We start from the raw sequence: 20,653 nt of genomic DNA on the forward strand, positions 1-20,653 counted from the left end.
CCCGCTATATATATGGCATTTCAATCTGAGTCCAAGACATTGATGCCGCGAGGTGCAGGAGAATAAAGCATGTATACACTTTTGCCGTGGAAAACCCTGGGTACGGCGCTGATGATCGTCGTTGGACTTGCTGTCTATGCAGACAATTTCGGCGCTTGGGTCGGTCTGACCGTTTCCGATTCGCAGATCATCCGCTACCTGCCGGCGGCTGTTCTTGCAGTACTTGGGATCGCCTTCGGCGTCACGGCTTACTGGGCGCCATGGCGGTACCTTTGGCGAACGATGCCAGTGCTCAACCGGACTGTGTTCCCGGACCTTAATGGTGTGTGGGTCGGGACAACTGCATCGAACTGGCCGACCATTGAAAAGATGCGAAAGGCGGCAAGTACAGAGAGCGCAATCGACCTTGCTGAGCTCTGCGAAACGGCGGAGCGCCTTGATGCCATCGCAGTTGAGATTACCGCTTCGCTTTACTCATTCGGGCTTAAGACGGGGCTGAGCTCTATGGACGCCACCTCTTACTCCATCACTGCACGACCCTGGAAGTGTCAGCATACACCACGCATTCACCTCGCCTATGTGTATGAACAAGAAACCAAAGATCCCTCGGCCACGGACGAAGAACGTCACATGGGGGCAGCCGATCTCATGTATGACCCGCATTCTCCCGATGACCTCGAAGGTGTCTATTGGACAAGGCGTAGCTGGATCGAAGGGCTGAATACAGCTGGCCGTCTCAGATTACGTCGAGTGGCGCCCTCGAAAGATCCCTCGAAGACCCTTCGCGATTACGCTCTGGAGGAAAAGGCGCGGCTCGACGCATGACGTCCATCTTCTGCTAGCGTTCTTACTGGATTTGCTGCGGCGAGCCTTCGTGTTTTCGGATCGTTCTCAGATGTCTACGTTAGATGTCTGTGTCGTTATCTACTTTCCCAATAGCTGCCGTCCGGTGCGAAGCGGCAGTCCGGTAGGTTTGGGCCAAAAAACGAAGTCGGCGGCCACCGATGCGTATGCTTGAATAGCCAGGTTTCACGATCATGCTTGGTGATCTGGGCCGCAGGTCTGAATCGTAGATCAAATCAAAAACGCTTGGCATATCTGACAATGGTTCTGGATGCGGACAGTGATGGGAGAGCACCACTGTCTTACACGCAAAGCCGTTTTTCCAAACAGTACCGCAGCGCGAAGCCCGAGTCTGACTGCTTCTCCTTATGGTGAGAAGCATTTGGCTGGGATTCTGTCGTCACTGATCGGCATGAAAAAAAAGTTAATTTCCTGATTCTATAAAGTTCACAAGTATATGTTTTTTAACGATTAACGTCGTTAACTAGGGGAGTTAGGGACGCTTACGACGAAGCGTTCGCCACGGTCGAACAACAATTCGATCTGCCGCTCGGGCGTCAGGCTCGTCGTGTTCGTTTCTGTTCGTCGTCGAATGATTATGGACAGAGTGGGGTCCGGCTATCAGGAGGACATGGCTGGTCTGATTTGTTGATTTAAACTGCGTTTGCGTGATGTTGCAAGCGGCGGTTCCTAATGGTCTTTTGCTTGATGCTTTGTCTCTGCTCCAGGATTTCGTCCTGTCGCCATTGGAGCCGGCGACTTAGGCGTCCGACACACGCCCTCCGGCGCATTTTTGCTCTGTCGCCAGTTCGGGCGGCGGGTCGGGATACGTCAAGTCGAAGCCGGAGAGCTGACCCGTCAATTGGTGGTTCAGCGAGGGTGGAGTCAGGAATTCCTAGATGACCAATTACAGAGCGAGGCTTGCCACATCAAAGTGCGACATAAGAGCGACTTGAGCTAGTGTATTTTGTAACAATTGCTATCCAATAGGGCGTCGCTCCGCTTCGTAGCTAACAAGGAAAGAGGAGGGCGCCTGACTCTTGAATACAGCGGCCAATCTCCAACCGAGGTTCATCGCAAACTGCAAGTCTCCATTCAGGACTTGCCCTCCCATCGGCGGATGGATGTAGGCATCGTCTCTATACAAAACAATCGGTTAGAGGAATGGCGCCGGCCAGCCGGGTCTCGCCGGTAAAAGCGTGTGAGCCAAAGAGCGTCCCTTAGGTTCAATTCCTCGCCAACACCTCGAACGATGAATGCACGAAGCTCATCGACCGTCAGCAGTTTCTGCTGCGGGAAATGAGACCGCCGAGATGTTCGTTGTGTTTGGTTGCCGGGAAGTCACGGGCTACTCGCTCGGCTGGCCGGTGCGATCAAACGCTTTTGCAGAAAGATATGTTTGGATCAGATAAGGAAAAAGACTCTTTCCGAAGAGCAGGAACGCCAGGTACGCCGTCCACCTCAACGCTGGTAGGGCAGTGTGAATGTGTGGTGAGAAGGTATTTGCTGGAGTATTCATGTGTTATTACCAAATCATGTAATCCGTTTAACGGGGCTATGAAATGAGCGTGAAAGATGTCCTTAGCTTGGAAGCTGAAAAAGCGCGGTTGGAAGCTCTCCGCAAGCTTAACGTCTTGGATACACCACCAGAAGCGCAGTTCGATGCAATTGCCAGGATTGCGGCAATGTTGTGTGGCACACCGATGTCGTCCGTCACACTCGTCGATGAGAACAGGCAGTGGCTGAAAGCAACGGTCGGGCTCTCCGGTATGAGCGAGACGGAACGTAGCCAATCGTTCTGCACATATACGATCGAGGGAAGCGATCTGCTCGAGATCGGCGATGCGACTTTGGATCGTCGCTTTGCAAGCAATCCGATGGTTACCGGAGAGCCGCACATTCGCTTCTACGCTGGCGCGCCTTTGGTGCTCGGCGGCGGTCAGAAGGTCGGCTCGCTATGTGTTTTCGATACGAAGCCGCGAACCCTCTCGCAAGACCAGAAAGAGATAATGCGCGGATTGGCGGAGGCTACATCCAAAGCGCTCGAGGCACACCGTGCCACTGTGATGGAGAGCCGGCTGCTGGAGATTGCCGCACAGACGCAATCGATTCTGAAACACAGTCAGGATGCGATTTTAACGATCGATCTGAAGGGCCGGATCACACAGTGGAATCTGACCGCTGAGCGGATGTTCGGCTATAGATCAGAGGAGGCGATCGGTGCTTCTGTTGGAATTATCTCGACTGAGCGTTCCCGGCAGATCGATTCCTACGCACGGCTTTCTACCAGGGACGCTACGCCAATATTACGTACAATTCGTGTGCATAAGGATGGAACGAAAATTCCTGTGTCGATTTCGATCGGCCCTGTTGTTTCAGACGAAGGCGAAGTCATCGGTGCGACCGAGATCATTCGGGACATATCGGATGATCTTGCAAAGGAAAGCGAACTTGCAGAGGCAGAGGAGCGTGTTCGCCGACTTTACCAGGCGACGCCGGGGATGCTCTACTCTCTTGATCCGAATGGCGTCATTCTCAGCGCCAGCGATCGCTGGCTTTGTGTAATGGGCTATCGCCGAAAAGATGTCATAGGCCGCTTGTTCACGGAGTTCATGCCGGAGCCGTTCCCGCGCCGCTTTCGTGAGCACCTTCTTCCGCTCATCGAGCGCGAGGGACATTACGAGGATGTCGAATGGCAGTTGATAACGGGTGATGGTACGGTCATCGATGTGATGCTCGCGGCGACAGCCGAGCGCGGAGAAACGGGTGCGTTCGCCCGATCGATGGGCATTATGGAGAACATCAGCTATCGCCGTCAGATCGAAAAAGATCTGCGTATTGAAAGTAGAAGGCTGGAGCAGCTTATTGACACCACGCATGCGGGCACCTGGGAGTGGAACGTCGCGACCGGTGAGAACCGCGTGAACCGGATGTGGGCCGAGATGCTCGGTTATTTACCGGAGGAGCTCGAGCCGGTTACGATCGACACGTTCAAAGGTTTCGTGCACCCCGCTGACAGGGATCTTTTGCTAAGCCGTATCGAGGCGCACCTGAGTGGCAAGACGCAGCATTTGAATGCGGAAATCCGATTGCGACACAAGGACGGGCATTGGGTCTGGGTCGCAACTCGCGGTCGACTGCTTTCGAGGACCGAGCAGGGACAGCCGGAGTGGATGTACGGTACCCACCAAGATGTCACAACACGCAGGCAGGAAGAGGAAGAGCTGCGTTTGAACAAGGAGTTCCTCGACCGAACCGGACAGGTGTCGGGTGTTGGAGGTTGGGAGCTAGATCTCATCAGCGGCGTAATCCACTGGTCCGAAAAGACCCGTCAAATTCACGAAGTCGAAGAGGGTTTTGAACCCGTTCTGGACGGCGCCATAGAGTTTTATGCACCGCAGTCACGCCCTATTATCCAGGCAGCCGTTGAGAAAGCCATTGCGACCGGCGAGGGATATGATCTGGAACTGGAACTCGTGACCGCCAAGGGGCGGCCGATCTGGGTTCGGGCCGTAGGCGCTGCTGAGTTCGAAGATGGAAAAGCGGTCCGGCTTACAGGTTCTTTTCAGGATTTAACCGAGGCGATCAGGCAGCGAAAAGCCGTTGAGGATATAAATCAGCGGTTTTCCATAGCCTCAGAGAATGGACGCGTGGGCATATGGGATGCCGATCTGGTAACCGGAAAAACTCTTTATTCCGACATCTGGCTTGCCCAACTTGGCTATGACCGCAGCGAAGTCTCCGATGACGGCGCCCTGTGGCAGTCCTTGATCCATCCCGACGACGTCGAGCGCGTACGAGCTGCCAATGAAGCACATTTGCGGGGCGATGAGGCCTATTTCGAGGAGCAGTTCCGTCTCAGGCACAAGGATGGACGCTGGATCTGGATTCTCGATCGCGGCCAAGTCACAGAGCGCGACGAAGCAGGCAATCCAGTTCGCATGATCGGAACCCATATCGACATCACAGTTCAGAAGGAAAGGGAGACAGAAAGGCTTCTGATGGGAGAGCGGATGGCCATTGCCACCGACAATGGCGGGATCGGCATATGGGAGATCAATCTCGAAACGCAGGAGGCAAGCTGGGACGAATGGATGTACAGGCTTTACGGGCTTCCCGTTGACACTCCCGATTCGCTGGTCGATCTATGGTATCGTTACACTGAACCGGAAGATGCCGAGCGCGTTCAGGCTGCCGTCAGGCGCGCGATCGAGCACGATGATCTGATGGATGAGGAATATCGTGTCATCTGGCCGGACGGTTCCACGCATCATTTGCATGCGTCAGCGCGCCTTGTAGCTGGTGTTGACGGTGAAGCCGACCGGTTCATCGGAGCGACATGGGATGTCACTGAGGAGAGACAGCTTGCTCTCCATATTGCCGAACAGCATGAACTCATGCGGGTCACTCTCAAGTCGATCGGCGATGCGGTCATCACGACGGATGCCGACGGCAATATACGCTGGCTTAACCCCGTTGCCGAGAAAATGACAGGGTGGTCAGCCGAACAAGCCATCGGCCAACCATCCTATTGTGTTTTCCGCATCTTTCATGAGGAAACGAGGATGCCGGCGCTCGACCCAATTCGTACCTGTCTGGACTTGCACGAGGTTGTCGGCCTGCCGGAGGATACGCTGCTGATTTCTCGTGATGGCACTGAGTTTGGTATCGAGGACTCTTGTGCGCCGATCCGAAATCAAGACGGCGATGTACTGGGTGCCGTTCTTGTTTTCCATGACGTGAGCGAGCAGAGGCGGCTCTCGCGCGAGATGTCCTATCGAGCAAGTCACGATCAACTTACCGGCCTTATCAATCGGTCAGAGTTTGAAAGGCGCATCGGATCAATCTACGACAAGATCCAGGACGGAGATCCCGAGGCGGCATTGCTGTTCATTGACCTCGATCGTTTCAAGATCATCAACGACAGCTGTGGTCACGCTGTTGGTGACCAGTTGCTGGTTAATATTAGTGAGCTGATGCAGGGTGTCATTCGCGCCAATGACACCCTCGCGCGACTGGGCGGCGACGAGTTTGCGGCGGTCATTGAGAACTGCTCCGCCGAAACGGCGATGACGATTGCCGAGAAAATCTGCGCGGCTGTGTCTGGCTTCCTGCTGGTGCACGACGCAAAGCAGTACCGCGTGGGTGCAAGCATCGGGGTGTCAACGATCAAGCAGTCTTCAGCGAGCGTATCGACGATACTGCAGGAGGCCGACGCCGCTTGTTATGCGGCCAAAGAGGCCGGTCGCAACCGTGTTCACGTATGGCAGCATAATGACAAGGCGATCAAGGCAAGACTTGGTCAGACCAGTTGGGTCGCGCGCATTGAGCAAGCTTTGGAAGAAGATGGTTTTGTCCTCTATGCGCAGAGAATTCTTCCTTTTGGCCAAGAAAGCGACAAGGTGCACGTCGAGCTTTTGTTGAGAATGCTCGATGAGCATGGCGGAATAATACTGCCAAGCGCGTTTCTGCCGGCATCCGAGCGATTTAACCTCGCAACTCGTATTGATCGGTGGGTGCTTTCGCATGCGCTTGAATGCATGGCATCTACCGGGGCCGGCCGGCACAGCATTGTGTCCGTCAACGTCTCGGGCCAATCCGTGGGAGACCGGTCATTCCACCGTTTTGCTCTCGAGCTGCTGAATTCAACGAGCGAGGAGCTCAGGCACAGTCTCTGTCTGGAGATCACAGAAACAGCTGTGATTTCAAACATGGCGGAAGCAATCGAGTTCATCGGCGCCGTTCGCCAACTTGGAGTGATGATCGCGCTTGATGATTTTGGGGCCGGTTCGTCTTCCTTCAGCTATCTGAAGAGCTTCTCGGTCGATTTCCTGAAGATTGACGGCCAGTTCACGCAAGGTCTCATGAAGCATCCTATTGACGAGGCATCGATCCGTTGTTTCGTCGACATGGCACGAATACTCGGTATTCAGACGGTTGCGGAATTTGTCTCCGATGAGAAGATTGCCGAACGTCTGCAAGCTATGGGTGTCGACCTCGCGCAAGGGTATTTCTATCACGTTCCGGAACCAGCGGCGGATCTTAAGCTGTCCTGCACTGGACACGCCGCAACGCAAATCTAGGTCCGAGTGTTGCTGGAGGTGCTGTTCTCTGAAGCTTCAGGGACCAACGTCGCTCGGCTTCGCGCCTTCAATTCGGTTACCGATACTTGTTTAGGGATGCTCAAAAAGCTGCCATTCCCGTCAGGCCAGGCCTGCGTCGAATTTGGGTAGAAACCGGTCAGGCGGCTTCGGGCGAAGTGGTGATTAGATTTCTCACCTGCAATGCATTCTTGGTGGGCAACAAACGAGCGCACTTCGTAAATTGAAACTAAGGGAGTGGAGAGGCGACTGCCCTGCCATAGCTGCGGGGCGTGAAGCCCATGGTCCGTTTGAAGGCCGTGCTGAACGCCGCCTCGGACTGATAGCCCAGTGACAACGCGATTGCGACAATGGGTTCTGTTCCATGCTGGAGGCGTTCGCCAGCAATGATCATGCGCCAGCGCGTCAGGTAGTCGATTGGCGAAGCCCCGCAAACGGCCTTGAAGCGCAACGCGAACTTTGAGCGTGACATGCCCGCAACATTGGCAAGTCCCTTCAGTGTCCACCGCTCTCCCGGGTTTGCATGCATTTGCGCAAGAGCAGCCGATATTTTCGGATCGCTCAAGGCGAAGAGCCATCCCGCACCCTGCGACGCGCCCTGAGCCAGATACAGCCGGAGCGACTGCACGAGCATCATATGTGCGAGATGCTGTAGGATCAGGCTGCGGCCTGGCTGCTGCCGGTATAGTTCCTGACGCATCCGGCTCAGCGCCCAGCGCAAACCGATCTTATCGTCCTCATCGCGCAAGCGAACGACGGTCGGCATGGAACCCAACAGCATTTCGGTATGAGCGCCGGAAAACTCGAAATAGCCGCCGAGCATCATGGTATCACCCCCGCCATTCAGGGTGGCGATCCCGCCGTTCCAGTCACTTTCAGGAATTTCCACAGATTCGATGACCTTGAATGCCATATCCCTGGCGATCAAGAATCGTCTTCCGTTTGGCAGCAGCACGCAGTCTCCGGCTACGAGGCGAACAGGCTTTGCTTGTCCTTCGACAGCCAGCCACGCAGCGCCAGACTCGATCGCGTAATACTTGACCCCTGTGTGAGGGGCATACTGGATCGCCCAGTCGCCTCCGAGGTCGAAACCCCCTGCGATATAGCTGCGCGGTTTCAGCACCGATAATACGTCTGACAGTGAGTCGACGGACATTGGGACGAACTCGAAAGTTTTACGGACGATCACATATAGTTCGTCCCAGTTCCCCTGTCTATTGTGGTGCCGATAGGCGCGCCAAATGCGCGCAAACCATAAAGGCATCAATCATGATCAAACTCATCATCGCATTCAAACGCAGGCAGGGAATGAGTGTCGAAGCTTTTCGAACCCATTGTCGGGACGTCCACACGCCTCTTCTTTTGTCGATCCCCGAGGCCGAGAAAATCCAGCGATTCGTTGTGTCGTTTCCACTCCCCGAGGCGACGGAAGCCGAGCCGGTCTACGATGCAATCGTTGAAGCGCGTTTCGATGATCGCAATGCGATGGATACGATGATGGGGTCCGAAAATTTCCGTGATCGCGTTGACCCCGATCATCAGAACTTCATCGACTTTTCCACCGTGGTCAGGCTCGTTACGGAGGAAGTCGTTTGCGTCCAGCAGCAAGAGTGATGCGCGACGGAGAGCAAGCTTATCGATGCCAAGCATACCAATGGCTACAACAAGCATTTCAGCGAATCTGATTTCTATAGTGCCAACTCGGTTCATACGGTGATCGGCGAGGAGGTTCCGCGCATTCGCAAGCTGCGCGGTCCAGGACAGATGGACCATTATATGCCGTTCGCAAACCGCAGGCTAGCGGGCAACGCCAACCAGGTTATAACGTCTCGCGTTGCCAATGAGTGCGGCCTTCCAGAGGGTTCAATCTATTTGTGCGGCATCGAGGGCTTGGAGCTGTGGTTGAAGCAGTTCCCTGAGGTGCCCAAACTCTCCCAGCTCGATCCAGTGGATTCGCCGCTGGTTGTTTCGCCAGACGAACTCGCGGGTTCCTCGCGGGCCGCGCCCAGAAGCTCTTTCTCTTCAAACATCTCGACCAGTTTCATGACTTCGTGTTCTTCCTCAAAATCGAGCTAGACCAGGGTAGCAGCTACACAAAAACCTAAACTATTAATGTAAAAGAGCATCGCCTTCAGGGCACCAACATCATCGGGAAGGTCGGCGGCATCAAGCATGTCCGGAAACTACCAGATCCTGAGCTGATTTGCCTCTTGAACTTGCGGTGTTGAGTCATCGTGCCGCAGCTATTCGATGGCCTCCGGCGTCCTCGTCTGGACGGAATGAACCCGTCGCCAGTCGAGACCTGCGAACAAGGCTTCGAACTGGGCGTGGGTTAGTGTCATCAATCCATCCTTGATGCCAGGCCAAGTGAATGTGTGCTCTTCAACCCCTTTGTAGGCCATGACGATTCCGGAGCCATCCCAGTAGAGCAGCTTCAACCGCTCCGCCTTGCGCCACCGGAAGACAAAGACCGTTCCCGTAAACGGGTCCTTGTGCAACTCGTTCTTCACCAACGCGGCAAAGCCGTGATGACCCTTCCGGAAGTCAACGGGTTTTGTCGCCACCATGATCCGTACGCGGTTCGACGGAAAGATCATGTCGCTGCTGCCAGGGCGCGAGCGATGGCAGCGATTCGGGCAGTCGATGCCCCTTCCTCAAGCGGATCGTGACGGGACCGATGACTATCTCGGGGCGCGTGGCAGCCTTTACCGTCGGCGGCTCCGGCGCTGGCGTCTCGATTACCATGGCCGTAACTCTACCGCATCCTCCGGTGCTGGCAGGATCAGCTTGCCCTGCCGTGCCATTGTCCGCCAGCTCGCAATCCATAGTGCTGTGCAACTTCATTGACTGTCGTGCCGGGCCTCAAGCTCTCCGACACGATCTTTGCCTTGATCTCATCAGGCCAATGTCGGTGACCCTCACGTCCAAGCTTCCTAGTTGTGAGAAACTCTGACGTAGACTCCATGGAGAAACTCCTTGTCGCTCATTCATGGAATGTCGATCACAGATCAGGCGAAAGCGGGCAATGTGGGGGTGGAACAGCGGTTACTTTGCTCCGCGAGATGATCGGCTTGGCTGTCGAGAAGCTGATGGCGCTGGAGGTGGGGACGAAGACCGGCGCGGGTTGCGGCGAGAAGAATGGCTTTCGACTTGCTCAGCGCAACGGCTATCGCGACCGGGACTGGGAGACGTGTGCTGGCACAGTCGAGCTTCGCATTCCCGAGCTTCCTGGAGCCGCGCCGCATGGCCGAGAGTGAGGCGGGTAAGCAAATGATCCAGTGAATCATTTGCACGCCGAACGCTCACTGCTGTGATACAAGAGGCTTATATCGAGGGCGTTTCGACCCGATCCGTCGATGACCTCGTCAAGGCGATGGGCATGAGCGGCATCTCCAAGAGCCAGGTGTCCCGGCTCTGCGAGAAGATCGACGACAAAGTCAAAGCCTTCCTCGACCGCCCCATCGAGGGCGAATGGCCCTATTTGTGGAACGATGCCACCTATCTGAAGGTTCGTCGCGGCGGGGCATCGTCTCTGTTGCCGTCATCATCGCGGTTGGCGTCAACACCGACGACCGACGCGAAGTGCTCGGCATGGAAATCGAGACAGCCGAGGCAGAAGCGATCTGGACGGAATTCCTGCGCAAGCTGACAAGAAGAGGCCTGCGCTGCGTCACGCTCGCCGTCTCCGATGCGCATGAGGGCATCAAGGCTGCAGTGTCGAAGGTGCTTTCCGCCACCTGGCAGAGATGCCGCATCCATTTCATGCGCAATGCGCTTGCCCATGCCGGAAAGAACGGCCGCCGCGTCGTGTCCGCCTTCATTGTCACGGCGTTTGCCCCAGGACACGCCCGAAGCGTCAACCGCTCAATGGCGCCGACCAGATCAGGCCGAAGGTGCCGAAGCTTGCACCCCTCATGGACAGCGCCGAGCAGGACGTACTCGCCTATATGACCCTTCCCAAGCCCCACTGGACCAAGCTGCACTCGACCAACCCGATCGAGCGATTGAACGGCGAGATCAAGCGGCGGACAGAGGTCGTCGGCATCTTTCCCAACGATGAAGCCATCGTGCGCCTGGTCGGCGCGCTGCTGCTCGAACAGAACGATGAATGGGCTGTCCAGCGGTCCCGCTACATGGCACTTGAGACAATCGCAACGATGAGCAATGATCCCTCATCAGTCTGCCGGCCGCAAGCTGACACTCATCCGGCCCTCTGGGATCAGCCGTGGTCGTCTAAACTACACCGCGTCATGGGACATTATCGGAGTACCTGTGGAATACCTGCCCGAAGCGCTATTGCATGTAAGACTTGCCTTGTGCGCAGGAAGTTAACTGTAAGACCCGTATGTCACTTTCATGCGAAGCTGTAAGACCCTAGTGTCACTTTAGGCAGAATGTGTAAGACCCGCATGTCGCATTAGACAGAAACTGTAAGACCCGCATTGCGCATTCGCTAAAACGTGTAAGACCCGATTGTCACTTTCGTGCAAAGTTGTAAGACCCGCACGTCGTGTCAGGCAAAAAGTGTAAGACCCGAATGTAATTTTGCGTAACGAAAAATAAAAAGTGGTTCCGATTTTTAAAAAATCGTAGCGAAAATTAAGCAACACGTAACTCCTCGGAGCACATTGATTTCATTAGATAAATTAAAAATGCAAAAATCGGCTTTTTTGATGCATTTGCGTTTCCGTGTCACAGCGACGAGTGTAAGACCCGAACGAGTTTTTGTAAGACCCGAACAGTTTTTTGTAAGAGTCGAACGAGTTTTTGTAAGACCCGCACGCCTTTTTGTAAGAGCCGAACAACTTTTTGTAAGACCCGCGCAGTCGAATTTGAATTAAGCGCAATGAGGATCTCTCGATCGGGCGCGCGCGCTTTATCAGTCGTCTAGATGTTCTGCATGCACCTTTCGTTTTCAATGGCGCCGGTTATGCATCATCGTAAGCGCAACGTGCGCCATCGGACAGACATATTGCAAATCGGAAGATCCTCATGCTGAAACACGAACGTCGAAATGAAAGTCAGGATCAGCAGCGCGCAAACCCGTCGCACACGGTCGTGATCGGAAATCGGATTGTTGCACGGAGCTCATTGCTCTGCTTCTCAAGCTCGATCACCAGGGTGTCGGCTGCCATCATATGCCTCTCCTCCTGAAGTATGATCATGGTACTGGCTGGCTTCATACGCCGGCGCCGGCCCGAGAAGACATGAACTGGGCAATTCGGATAACATGCTGCACCCGCGCCAAACTGCAGTGGGGCGCGATCTCAGATTCCAACCTCAGAACGGAGAGGGAAAGTCTGGCTCATTATATTCGATTTCGTCATCATGGCTTTGGTCAGAGCGAATTGGCTGTTGTACCGGTTTAGCAAGCTCTGCTTCGCGCGCTAAACCGGCCTTGGATCCTTCCACCGCTGCGACCCCCCTCGCCATCACTTCAAGGAAGCTCTTCAAGAGCTTCACTTCTGCGCTTTTATCGCCGAGCTGATGCCGCAACTGCTTAACGACTGGAGATTGGGCAATGCTCAGGATTTCATTGCGCGAGAGCGGCCTATCAACCTTTTCCCACCGGCGAGTGATCTCGTTCATGAGCGAAAGCACATAGTTGATCCGATTCTGGGCACTGCTCAGAGCTTGCTGCTGTTCGGCAATATGTTGCTGTCTCTGTTTCAGCTGCCTTTCTCGCTTCTGCTGGCTTTCCGCAGTGGCTTTTCGTGCCGCGGCTTCCTTGGTTGACAGACGTTGCCCGCGCGGGCCGTCACGTAGCAGGCCGCATGGCTTTCCGACGTGTTCAAAATAGTCATCTTGAAACTTCTCCATTGCCACACGGTAGGCTGTCTTCTTGTTGTGCCGTCTTTTGTATGCCTTTCGGGCCGCCTCCAGATATTGCGCCTTATCCGCACGCCACTCTGCCAGTCGTGCCGCATCCTCCTCCTCGATCCGTCTTCGGGCCTGGCGCCAGATCTTCAGATCCTGCTGGTATTGCGCCTCGTTACGCTGACGGGTCGTGGCCTTTTTTGCAGCGTGTGGCTTGCGAGGCTTGGCCGGTTTGGGAGAGCGTTTCGGACGTGGGATTGTGAAGGGCGCCGTCTCATCCTTGTCAGCGATGTGTTCAGTCGATGCCCGCTTTCCGACGTGAAGCAGATTGGCCCTGAGTTTCGGGTCGGGCGTATTGATCGCCAGGATATGGAAATGGACGTGTGACTCATCGACATGGGTGACGGCGCACCAGTCGATCCCCTTGGGCATTCGCTTCCGGAAATGGCTTAACGCCAAAGAAAACCAGTTTTTGACCTTCTGTTCGCAATTGTCTTGGTTTTCTCGCAACTCGATGATGGTTGCCGGGTGGGAGTGAATCTCCGTGTATAGGGTGGGAGCATTCTCACTCAATCTGCGGGAGTAAGTCGCACCGGTCCGTTTCCGTACTGTTTCGACCGCAGACGCTGCAAGTTTGTCATGCTTCCGCTCCAGCTCCGCGAGGGTGAGGTTACCGCCGAACTCATGGGGGCTTGCCGGATCTTTGACGTGGGTACTGTATTTTGGAACGCGTCGCGCTTCACCGAACACCTGCACGGTGTTGTTGTAGTGGTCGGCACTTCCTTTGACTGCCTTTGGCTTTCGGGCGTAGGTTTCGATGTGGACGAACTGATAGGTCATGACGGGGCTCCTTTCGATCAGGGTATGAGAAAAGAGCGAAAAACCGAAACGATGTGCAGCAAACCAATCGGGTGGCCGGTTTGCGGATCCGACGGCCCATTTCTTGTCGAGAAAAGCTCTGCTTATCGACAGACTAAGCCTACGATTTCCGCGCAAGTTTATGAAAGTGTCCCCAAACCGTCCCGGGCGGCCCTGAGAGCGCACCCGGCTCAGCAATCGCACGTCCATCATGCGGCATCGCTCAGCTTCCAACCTTCGCGGGATCGGCACTGCCGATGCAGGCGCACTCTCTCTTCTTTCGGAGGTTGTTTCCGCCTTAGGCGGAAACCTTCCAGCGTTGGCGATTGCCCGCGGAGCGGGATCGTGGCTGGAAGCGGCATGCGGCTTGGCCGCATGCTCTTGCGGGGGTTGGTTGAACCCATTGCCGACGCCGGCGTCGGCAATGGGTGCCAGGTTGAGACCCCGCGTTCTTCTTTGAAGACGGGAAGTCGGGGGGAGGTTTTTGTCGCGTTAGGCGACACCTTCCATCCTTTGCCCCGGTCGTGGTGCATCGCCTTTGGGTGGCTCTGCGTCTGGTGATGCTGACGTGGGGCTTACCTTTTCACCACCTCCTTCAGCAGGTCTGTAAGCACTGCACCCTGCAGCTCGCGCCGTTCGACCAGCTGCTCGGCCATCCACACCAGCAGGTCCTGGTTATGCGTGAGAAGCTTTTCCGCGCGGGACTCGGCCTTGATCAGGCGTTCGCGGATGCGGAGCCTCAAGGTTTCGGCGATCTCTTGATATGCCTGAGGGGAGCCGAGCCAGACCGGGCCGAACTGGCCAAGGCCGAAATGGGTTTCGATCCGGGCGGCGCGATCGGTGGCGATGGCAATGTCCGAGGTGATGCCGCCGCCGCCGCCTGCGGAAATGTCGGCGAAGATAAGGCGTTCTGCCGCGCGGCCGGCCATGCTGCCGGCAAGCTCTGCCTCGATATCGAAGAGCAGCTGCTCGTCGCGCCGCACCCGGTGACGGGTGCTGCCATTGCCATCGGCGGCAATGGAGAGGCGCTCGACCGTGCCGAGGTTGAGGGCATGGATGACAATGGCATGGCCGCATTCATGAACTGCGGAGCGGAAGTCGAGCGTTGGATCAAGCGTCTCGGCGAGATTGAGGGAAAGATCCTTTTCCTGGAGGGCACGGCCTTCCATGCGCGCCAGGGAGTGGGCCCTGCGGATTGCGGCATCGACCTCGGCTGCGGTCAGGCCGATGGCGCGGCGGGCAAGGGTTTCCAGCGTTTCCTCCGGGAAGTGACTTGCAAGATGCAGGCGCATGATCGAGAGGATCGTTGCGTGGTCGGGTCGCGGCACCTCGCATTTGAGGTCGAAGCGGCCTTCGCGCAGGATCGCCGGATCAAGCCGGCTCGGATCATTGCAGGCGCCGACCAGCAGCACGCCTTCCGCCTGCATCAGCAGGTCGACCTGTTCAATGAAGCCGTTGATGACCTGGGTGCGGTAGGTTACGGCGTGATCGTCGCGGGCCGTACGCGAGCCTGCAGCATCGATCTCGTCGATGAACAGGATTGCGGGCTTCTTGCCCTTTGCCTCGGCAAAGCTTGCCTGCATCGCCGCAAGCATGTCGCCGAGATGGCCGCGCCCCTGCCAGGTGGCAAAGCTTGCCTGAACGAAACCGACATCCGGCGTATGACCCATGGCACGGGCAAGATAGCTCTTGCCGGTTCCGGGCGGGCCGTAGAGCAGCAATGATCTTGTGATCTCCGACCATTCTGCCTCGCCCTTCTGCCATGCCTTGAGATCGGCCATCATCAGCCGGGCGGTCTGAACCGCCTCATTGTTGCCGGCGATCGCATCAAGCCCCGGTCCGGCCGGGCGTTCGTCGATCGTCAGCTGCAGGGCGAGACAGGCGGCGACCTTTTCTGCCGTTGATGCGCGGAGCGCCGCGCTGATTGCCTCAAAGGGAAGAGACTGCAGCGCCTTGTCGTCCGGCAAAGCCTTGCGCACGGCATCCTCATCCATGCCGGCGCCATGGGTGAGGCGCAGATGATGGAGCATGATCTCGCTGGAGAGCGGGTGAAGCCGGAGCGGTTCCGGCAGGATTCTTGCAAGCCGGGATGGCAGCTCGATGTCGTCGGACTGCAGGATCAGCAGGGGAAAGCCATGATCGAGGCTCGCCATGATGTCGTTGAAGAAGTCGCGTCTGGCTTTGGCCGAGCCGGAATCGCTGGTGGCGACCATCAGCCCGCTGTCCTCTCCCGCCAGAATATCGGCCCGGCTGTCGACGCTGATGCCGGGCGGAAGCATGATATAGAGGATCAGCCGATAGACGAGATCCGAGACATCCGTGTCGATCCCGGATATGAGGGTGACGCCCGAGGGCTTCAGGCAGGTTTCCGCAAAGGCCCTTCCGGAGCCGAAACTCGCCGCAAGGCGGATCGCAAGCGAGATCATTCGCGCAGACAGCGCCGAGACCGGGTAGCGGGTGCGCAGGCCGGTCGAGATGATTTTATCAGGCTCATCATCGCTCCCGTCCAGAAGATCGATGATCGACAGGGAGGGGTGTTTGCGCGAGCGGTAGCTCGGTTGTTTCAGGTCGCGGTCGAACTTGCTCTCTCTGGCCTGATCCGTCATGGCGACGAGATTGGGGTTGTGGCGCAGACGCCAGATCAGTTCATCGGCATAGCCGGCCCAGGCCGGACGTTGGATAGTGGTGTTCATGGGGAACCCGTTCTTTTCTGTTTGGGCGCGTGATCAGCTTGTTCGGCAGGCCGCGATCATGCGCGGCCCGCTGCCTTCAGGGTGATCTCTGTCTTCGTGATCGCGAGGCAGTCGAGGATCGCGGGTCGATAGATCTCGGAGCGGACATTGATCCAGTGACGGAAGTCGGCGGGTGCGACGACATGGTCGGGGTGCGCCTTCGCGATTGCCGCATGCAGGGCCTTCTCGGTCTTCTGTGCCAGGTGGCCGGTTGCGATCGGGATGCGGTGCAGAAGGCGGGCTTTCACATAAGGTGCGAGATCCAGCTGATGACGCAGCCTGGAGACCGGATCGCGGGAATAGCCGATCTTGATGAAGTTGCCCTCATCCTCCACGTCGAAAGCCATGACATAGATGGCGCTGGGCGCTGCCGACCAGCATTCGCCGCAGCCGGAGCACCCGAACCGGCCTGTCATCATGTTGGCGATGGCGATGCGCTGGAGATTTCCGCAGCCATGGCGATAGAGCCGGTAATTGCTGTTGCCTTCCGGATCGGGACCGATCAGCGCCCAGCCGCGTTCCCTTGCCATCGCTGCCAGCTGCTGGGAATGGCAGGTGGGGCAGCGGAAGCCGGAGAGGCCCTCGGCCTTGCCCTTCCTGCGGAGCCTTTCAATGCTGCCGGCCTGCCGGGTCAGGATATGGCCACAGGGCATGCGGTACTGGCGATAGAGATATTTGTCCTCGTTGCGGCCGAGCAGTTCGAAGCCGCAATCCTCTGCAGCCTTTTCTTCGCGTGCGGACTGGCAGGCGCCGCAGATCGGGTTTGCGGTGCGCAGCACGAAGGCCTTCTGCAGGGTATGACCACCGCAGCGATGGCATTCGAGGATCAGGTGATAGCGATCGCCGACCCGGTCATGGATGCGGAACCCCTTTTCCTCGGCAATGGCATGCCATTGTTCGGGAACGGGGCCGTTGTAACGGGTCTTCCATTTGCTCATCGGCACATGGCGGGAGCGATGCGGGATATGGAGCGGCTTGCGGGGTTTCTTCGGTGCGGTCATGGAAACCATCCTTCAAAAGGCAAAGAGGGAGCGTCAGCGCCGAAGACCATCTTCGGCGGCAGCAATGGCGGCGGGGCGTCCGGGTGGACCGGAGGCGATGGATCAGGAGTGCCGGCTAGGGCGCAAAGGCTCGGCAGGGCACGGTCAGCCGCATGCGATCACGGCAGACCCGTGTTCGCACTGTTCCAGAATGGGAACGAACGCGCTCAGAGCGTCGGCGAAACTCCGCCTTCGATCAGCACCTCTGCCTCCGGCTCATGCCGATAGATATCGAGCGTGATGAGTTCCGACAGAAGCGCACTGCCGCGCGCAAGCATCAGCCGATGTTCGCCGCCGTTCGAGATCATGGAGCGCAGCAGCTGACCGGTGCACCGGGCACGGGCTTCATCTGCTTCCGCAGCGGTTTCCGCGCCCATGACGGCGTATGCCATGAAAGCGAGATCCCTCAGCGGCTGGTCGGCCGCCCCGGAAACGGGCATCGCGATCAGTGCACAGACGGTGTCGCTCAGATTGGAAAGCGCGATCTCGGCATCGCGCAGCCAGTGATCGAAGGCCGGCGCAAAGATATCCGCATCCTCGATCTCATGCTCTGCCGCAATGGCAAGCGCCATTCGGTCGAGCATGACGGAGAAAAGTTGAGCGATGGGGGAGGATTGATGCGCGCACGCATCTTCATTCGCCGGTTCCGGCGTGATAGGGGCTTGGGTAGCCATTTGAACCTCTTATCCAGGTTTGAGTGGTCAGAGCGCTGGTTGAGGGCGGCAACCCTTGCCAGCGTTCGCTATTTATGCCATTACGAATTTCCGATGTCAACATTGAAATGCGGAAAATCAGATGGCGCCCCCAAAGAAAGACAATATCCCGCTCACACTGCGCGTCTCGCAGGAGCTTTTGAAGAAGATCGATGCGCTTCGACGCACCGAGGAAGACATTCCAACCCGCCCGGAAATGATCCGCCGGATCCTCGAGCAGCATTTTGAACACTGAGATCCGTCATCCAGCTTGTCGAAGATCAGGACGCCACAGGCATCGGCGATATGCGGCGTGCCGCAATCAAGCGCACGTCCGGTCGGATTGGTATCGATCTCGCCCAAGGGAAGCCGGGCTTTGGCTATTACGCTCTGATTGGCAAAGATCTTCCCGACCATGTCGCCGTCATTGCCGAAGCCAACCCGGTAACGTATGGCCTCATCCAGTCGCTCCTCTTCGACGCGGCCGCCCACCATTCGGAAGCGGCCATCGTCATATGCGTGACTGTCACTGACCGCGAAACCATAATTTGCAGTCAGCGCATCCCGTACGGTGTTCCAGTCCGAGCCGATCGGCGGCAGGAGGGCAGCTTCCAGAACATCGGCCTGCGTCTTCTGGACGAGTGCCTCGATTGCATCTTCATCCAGCCAAAGCGTGTCAGGCTCATGGGCCATGCTGGCAATGATCCCGCCATCCCGGTCGACATAATCGAACTGGTAAAGCGTTGCGAGCAAGCCGTTCGCATGTCCCGGATCGCGTCGGAAATCCCCGGCGCGCAGAATTGCAGTGCCGCCCAGCGACGAAGGCTCCCGCGCCCGGATCTCATGGCCTTCATCCGGCGTGGCGGGCAGGATCGCGTATTCGCTTCCATTGAAAAACCGCAGGCCGCCACCGACCTGCAGATAGACCCCCGGTGCAAACAGGCTCACCGGAAACCCGCCACGCTCTGCATCATAATCGCCGAGCCGGACGGAGACGCGCATCATCACCTCCGTCTCCGGCCCGACCCGCATCTGCCCCGCTTCAAGCAGTGCCACCTGCTCGGCGAGCACTGCCTCCCGCGAAAACTCATCCGCCGCCCGATACTCCGGCGACTGCTTCGCCAGCGCCTCGAGGTCCGGGCCCTTGCCGGTAAGCGACTGCGTCAAGGCGCGCCAGAAGCTGTCGTCTGGGAATTCGATTGTCTCGGCAGAGGCGGAAGTCGCCAGCAACGACAAACCCGCCGCAAGAGTGAGCCGCAACACTCTGTGGTAGACAGCTGAGCGCGGACGAAGCTGCCTTGCCCGAACAGCCTTACGGGGCTGTTCTTTCGGCGTCGAGGTTCGCAGTAGTTGGGCATCAAGGGATACAGTTTCGAAGTTCTGGGAAGGTTTCATCGGACACCAGGTGCAAGAAATATCTGAATTTAAGATACCTGATTTTCAGATATAAGTGAAGAACCCATCTTCAAGCAGGTGGGGCAAGCGGTGGCAAAGACACTTGGGACAGTACGACACAGAGCCTTGGTCGACATGTTGATCAAGGCCAGAGAGCGCGCAGGGATGACACAGACGGAATTGGCGCAGCGACTTGGAGAGTACCAATCGTTTGTTGCGCGCCTGGAAAGCGGGCAGCGACGTGTGGATGTTGTCGAGTTTATCGAGCTGGCTGAGATACTGAAATTCGATCCAGGCTTAGCCTTTACGAAGATTAAGGACGCCGACGGTCAATGAACCATTCGTGTGGTGGCTGGTCCAAGTGCATTTTACGTCACCGCATTCGCTGAAATAGCCGGGCGTCTAAGCGATTTCGATACGCATGAGCGTCGACATCGCTAAATGGTTGACGGTGATACTGGAGACAAAGGTGCTGGGTCTTTCTGGGCCAGCCGGTACAGAAGAGCATCTGGTTTTCATGAGCGCGCTTGATTAGTGGCAAAAAATCAACGTTGTTACACTGTACCTTCCTGTACCGGTACCTGTACCCTTTCTAAGTAATTGAAAATGTGAAAATAAATGCATTCTTATATATGTGGTACAGAATAAACAGAACTTAATCCTTATACGCGCGCGTGCACGCACGCGCATGCGCGTGCGCATGTAAGGACATTCACCCCGCGTACCACTGTACCGGCACCTTTAAAAAAAAGATAAATCATTGAAAATAATGGAGAAATAGGTGGTACAGGAGTGGTACGGCAACTTGCATTTCTGTACCATCTTTCGAGAATTGAAAATTCCATCAAACGATTTCAAAAGATGAAATTTGACCGGTATGTCTTACTGATTCATTCAGATGTGTGCATCTTCACTCGGTCGTCACTGTCAGCTCGCAACCTGGGTGTGGGCTGGTGTGAGAACTTTGTACCGCCGGATAGGCAGGGCAAAAACAGGGCCGCCATGATCGGCGTGTGATTTGCCCGGCCGTGACAGTCAGTTCCAAAATTTCTAGAGCGGAGAGATTGACAACTAGTCTGAGGACGTTGCCGGACGCTCGAGCCTCAGCTTTTCTGATTTCAGAATTGAAACGGATATGCCAAATTCCGGCGAGCCTTGAAGTGGATTGAGCGGCT

The 20,653-nt window shown here is 56.6% G+C and carries 15 protein-coding genes and 1 pseudogene; 7 read left to right on the forward strand and 9 right to left on the reverse strand.

Annotation, left to right across the window (positions count from 1 at the left end; translation table 11 throughout):
• Positions 1-69: 69 nt before the first annotated feature.
• On the forward strand, positions 70-825 hold the full coding sequence (locus HPQ62_RS02655) for a hypothetical protein (RefSeq protein WP_174800940.1): 756 nt from the start codon (positions 70-72) through the stop codon (positions 823-825).
• Between the two features lie 997 nt (positions 826-1,822).
• Here HPQ62_RS02655 and HPQ62_RS21265 read toward each other — a convergent pair.
• Positions 1,823-1,990 carry an FAD-dependent monooxygenase gene (locus HPQ62_RS21265; protein ID WP_174800941.1) on the reverse strand — a complete coding sequence of 56 codons (168 nt, stop codon included), beginning with the start codon at positions 1,988-1,990 and terminating at the stop codon, positions 1,823-1,825.
• Between the two features lie 415 nt (positions 1,991-2,405).
• Here HPQ62_RS21265 and HPQ62_RS02665 point away from each other — a divergent pair, with 415 nt between their 5' ends.
• Positions 2,406-6,926 carry a PAS domain S-box protein gene (locus HPQ62_RS02665; protein ID WP_174800942.1) on the forward strand — a complete coding sequence of 1,507 codons (4,521 nt, stop codon included), beginning with the start codon at positions 2,406-2,408 and terminating at the stop codon, positions 6,924-6,926.
• A gap of 247 nt (positions 6,927-7,173) precedes the next feature.
• Here the strand turns inward: HPQ62_RS02665 and HPQ62_RS02670 are convergent, their stop codons facing one another.
• A complete protein-coding gene (locus HPQ62_RS02670; protein ID WP_174800943.1) occupies positions 7,174-8,100 on the reverse strand; it encodes an AraC family transcriptional regulator in 927 nt (308 codons plus the stop codon).
• Between the two features lie 113 nt (positions 8,101-8,213).
• On the opposite strand from HPQ62_RS02670, the gene HPQ62_RS02675 reads away from it, so the two are divergent.
• Entirely contained in the window at positions 8,214-8,558 is a 345-nt protein-coding gene (locus HPQ62_RS02675) for an EthD domain-containing protein (RefSeq protein ID WP_174800944.1), read from the forward strand.
• A gap of 254 nt (positions 8,559-8,812) precedes the next feature.
• Here the strand turns inward: HPQ62_RS02675 and HPQ62_RS02680 are convergent, their stop codons facing one another.
• The 3 genes from HPQ62_RS02680 to HPQ62_RS21270 all read right to left on the reverse strand — a co-directional run bounded on the left by HPQ62_RS02680 (position 8,813) and on the right by HPQ62_RS21270 (position 9,909).
• Positions 8,813-8,989, reverse strand: a complete 177-nt coding sequence (locus HPQ62_RS02680; RefSeq protein WP_174800945.1) for a hypothetical protein — start codon at positions 8,987-8,989, stop codon at positions 8,813-8,815.
• Positions 8,990-9,187: 198 nt separating this feature from the next.
• A complete protein-coding gene (tnpB, locus tag HPQ62_RS02685) occupies positions 9,188-9,541 on the reverse strand; it encodes an IS66 family insertion sequence element accessory protein TnpB (RefSeq protein WP_174800946.1) in 354 nt (117 codons plus the stop codon).
• 185 nt (positions 9,542-9,726) lie between these two features.
• Complete coding sequence (locus HPQ62_RS21270; RefSeq protein ID WP_174800947.1) at positions 9,727-9,909, reverse strand: transposase; 183 nt, start codon at positions 9,907-9,909, stop codon at positions 9,727-9,729.
• 97 nt (positions 9,910-10,006) lie between these two features.
• On the opposite strand from HPQ62_RS21270, the pseudogene HPQ62_RS02695 reads away from it, so the two are divergent.
• Positions 10,007-11,116 (forward strand): annotated as a pseudogene (locus HPQ62_RS02695) (IS256 family transposase); the annotation flags it as partial.
• Between the two features lie 1,108 nt (positions 11,117-12,224).
• On the opposite strand, the gene HPQ62_RS02700 reads toward HPQ62_RS02695, so the two are convergent.
• From HPQ62_RS02700 to HPQ62_RS02715, 4 genes are all read right to left on the reverse strand, one after another.
• Positions 12,225-13,601: a hypothetical protein gene (locus HPQ62_RS02700; protein ID WP_174800948.1), complete on the reverse strand. Its 1,377-nt coding sequence runs from the start codon at positions 13,599-13,601 to the stop codon at positions 12,225-12,227.
• A 593-nt stretch (positions 13,602-14,194) separates the two neighbouring features.
• Positions 14,195-16,312, reverse strand: a complete 2,118-nt coding sequence (locus tag HPQ62_RS02705) for an AAA family ATPase (RefSeq protein ID WP_174800949.1) — start codon at positions 16,310-16,312, stop codon at positions 14,195-14,197.
• 56 nt (positions 16,313-16,368) lie between these two features.
• A complete protein-coding gene (locus tag HPQ62_RS02710; RefSeq protein ID WP_174800950.1) occupies positions 16,369-17,352 on the reverse strand; it encodes a GIY-YIG nuclease family protein in 984 nt (327 codons plus the stop codon).
• A gap of 206 nt (positions 17,353-17,558) precedes the next feature.
• Complete coding sequence (locus tag HPQ62_RS02715; RefSeq protein WP_174800951.1) at positions 17,559-18,065, reverse strand: hypothetical protein; 507 nt, start codon at positions 18,063-18,065, stop codon at positions 17,559-17,561.
• Positions 18,066-18,186: 121 nt separating this feature from the next.
• Between HPQ62_RS02715 and HPQ62_RS21275 the strand changes: the two genes are divergently transcribed.
• The 3 genes from HPQ62_RS21275 to HPQ62_RS02730 all read left to right on the forward strand — a co-directional run bounded on the left by HPQ62_RS21275 (position 18,187) and on the right by HPQ62_RS02730 (position 19,814).
• On the forward strand, positions 18,187-18,339 hold the full coding sequence (locus HPQ62_RS21275; RefSeq protein WP_174800952.1) for a ribbon-helix-helix protein, CopG family: 153 nt from the start codon (positions 18,187-18,189) through the stop codon (positions 18,337-18,339).
• Positions 18,340-18,389: 50 nt separating this feature from the next.
• Complete coding sequence (locus tag HPQ62_RS21280; protein ID WP_174800953.1) at positions 18,390-19,364, forward strand: hypothetical protein; 975 nt, start codon at positions 18,390-18,392, stop codon at positions 19,362-19,364.
• 249 nt (positions 19,365-19,613) lie between these two features.
• Entirely contained in the window at positions 19,614-19,814 is a 201-nt protein-coding gene (locus HPQ62_RS02730; protein ID WP_174800954.1) for a helix-turn-helix domain-containing protein, read from the forward strand.
• Positions 19,815-20,653 lie beyond the last annotated feature (839 nt).

Source organism: Martelella limonii, assembly GCF_013344475.1.
Lineage (GTDB): Bacteria > Pseudomonadota > Alphaproteobacteria > Rhizobiales > Rhizobiaceae > Martelella > Martelella limonii.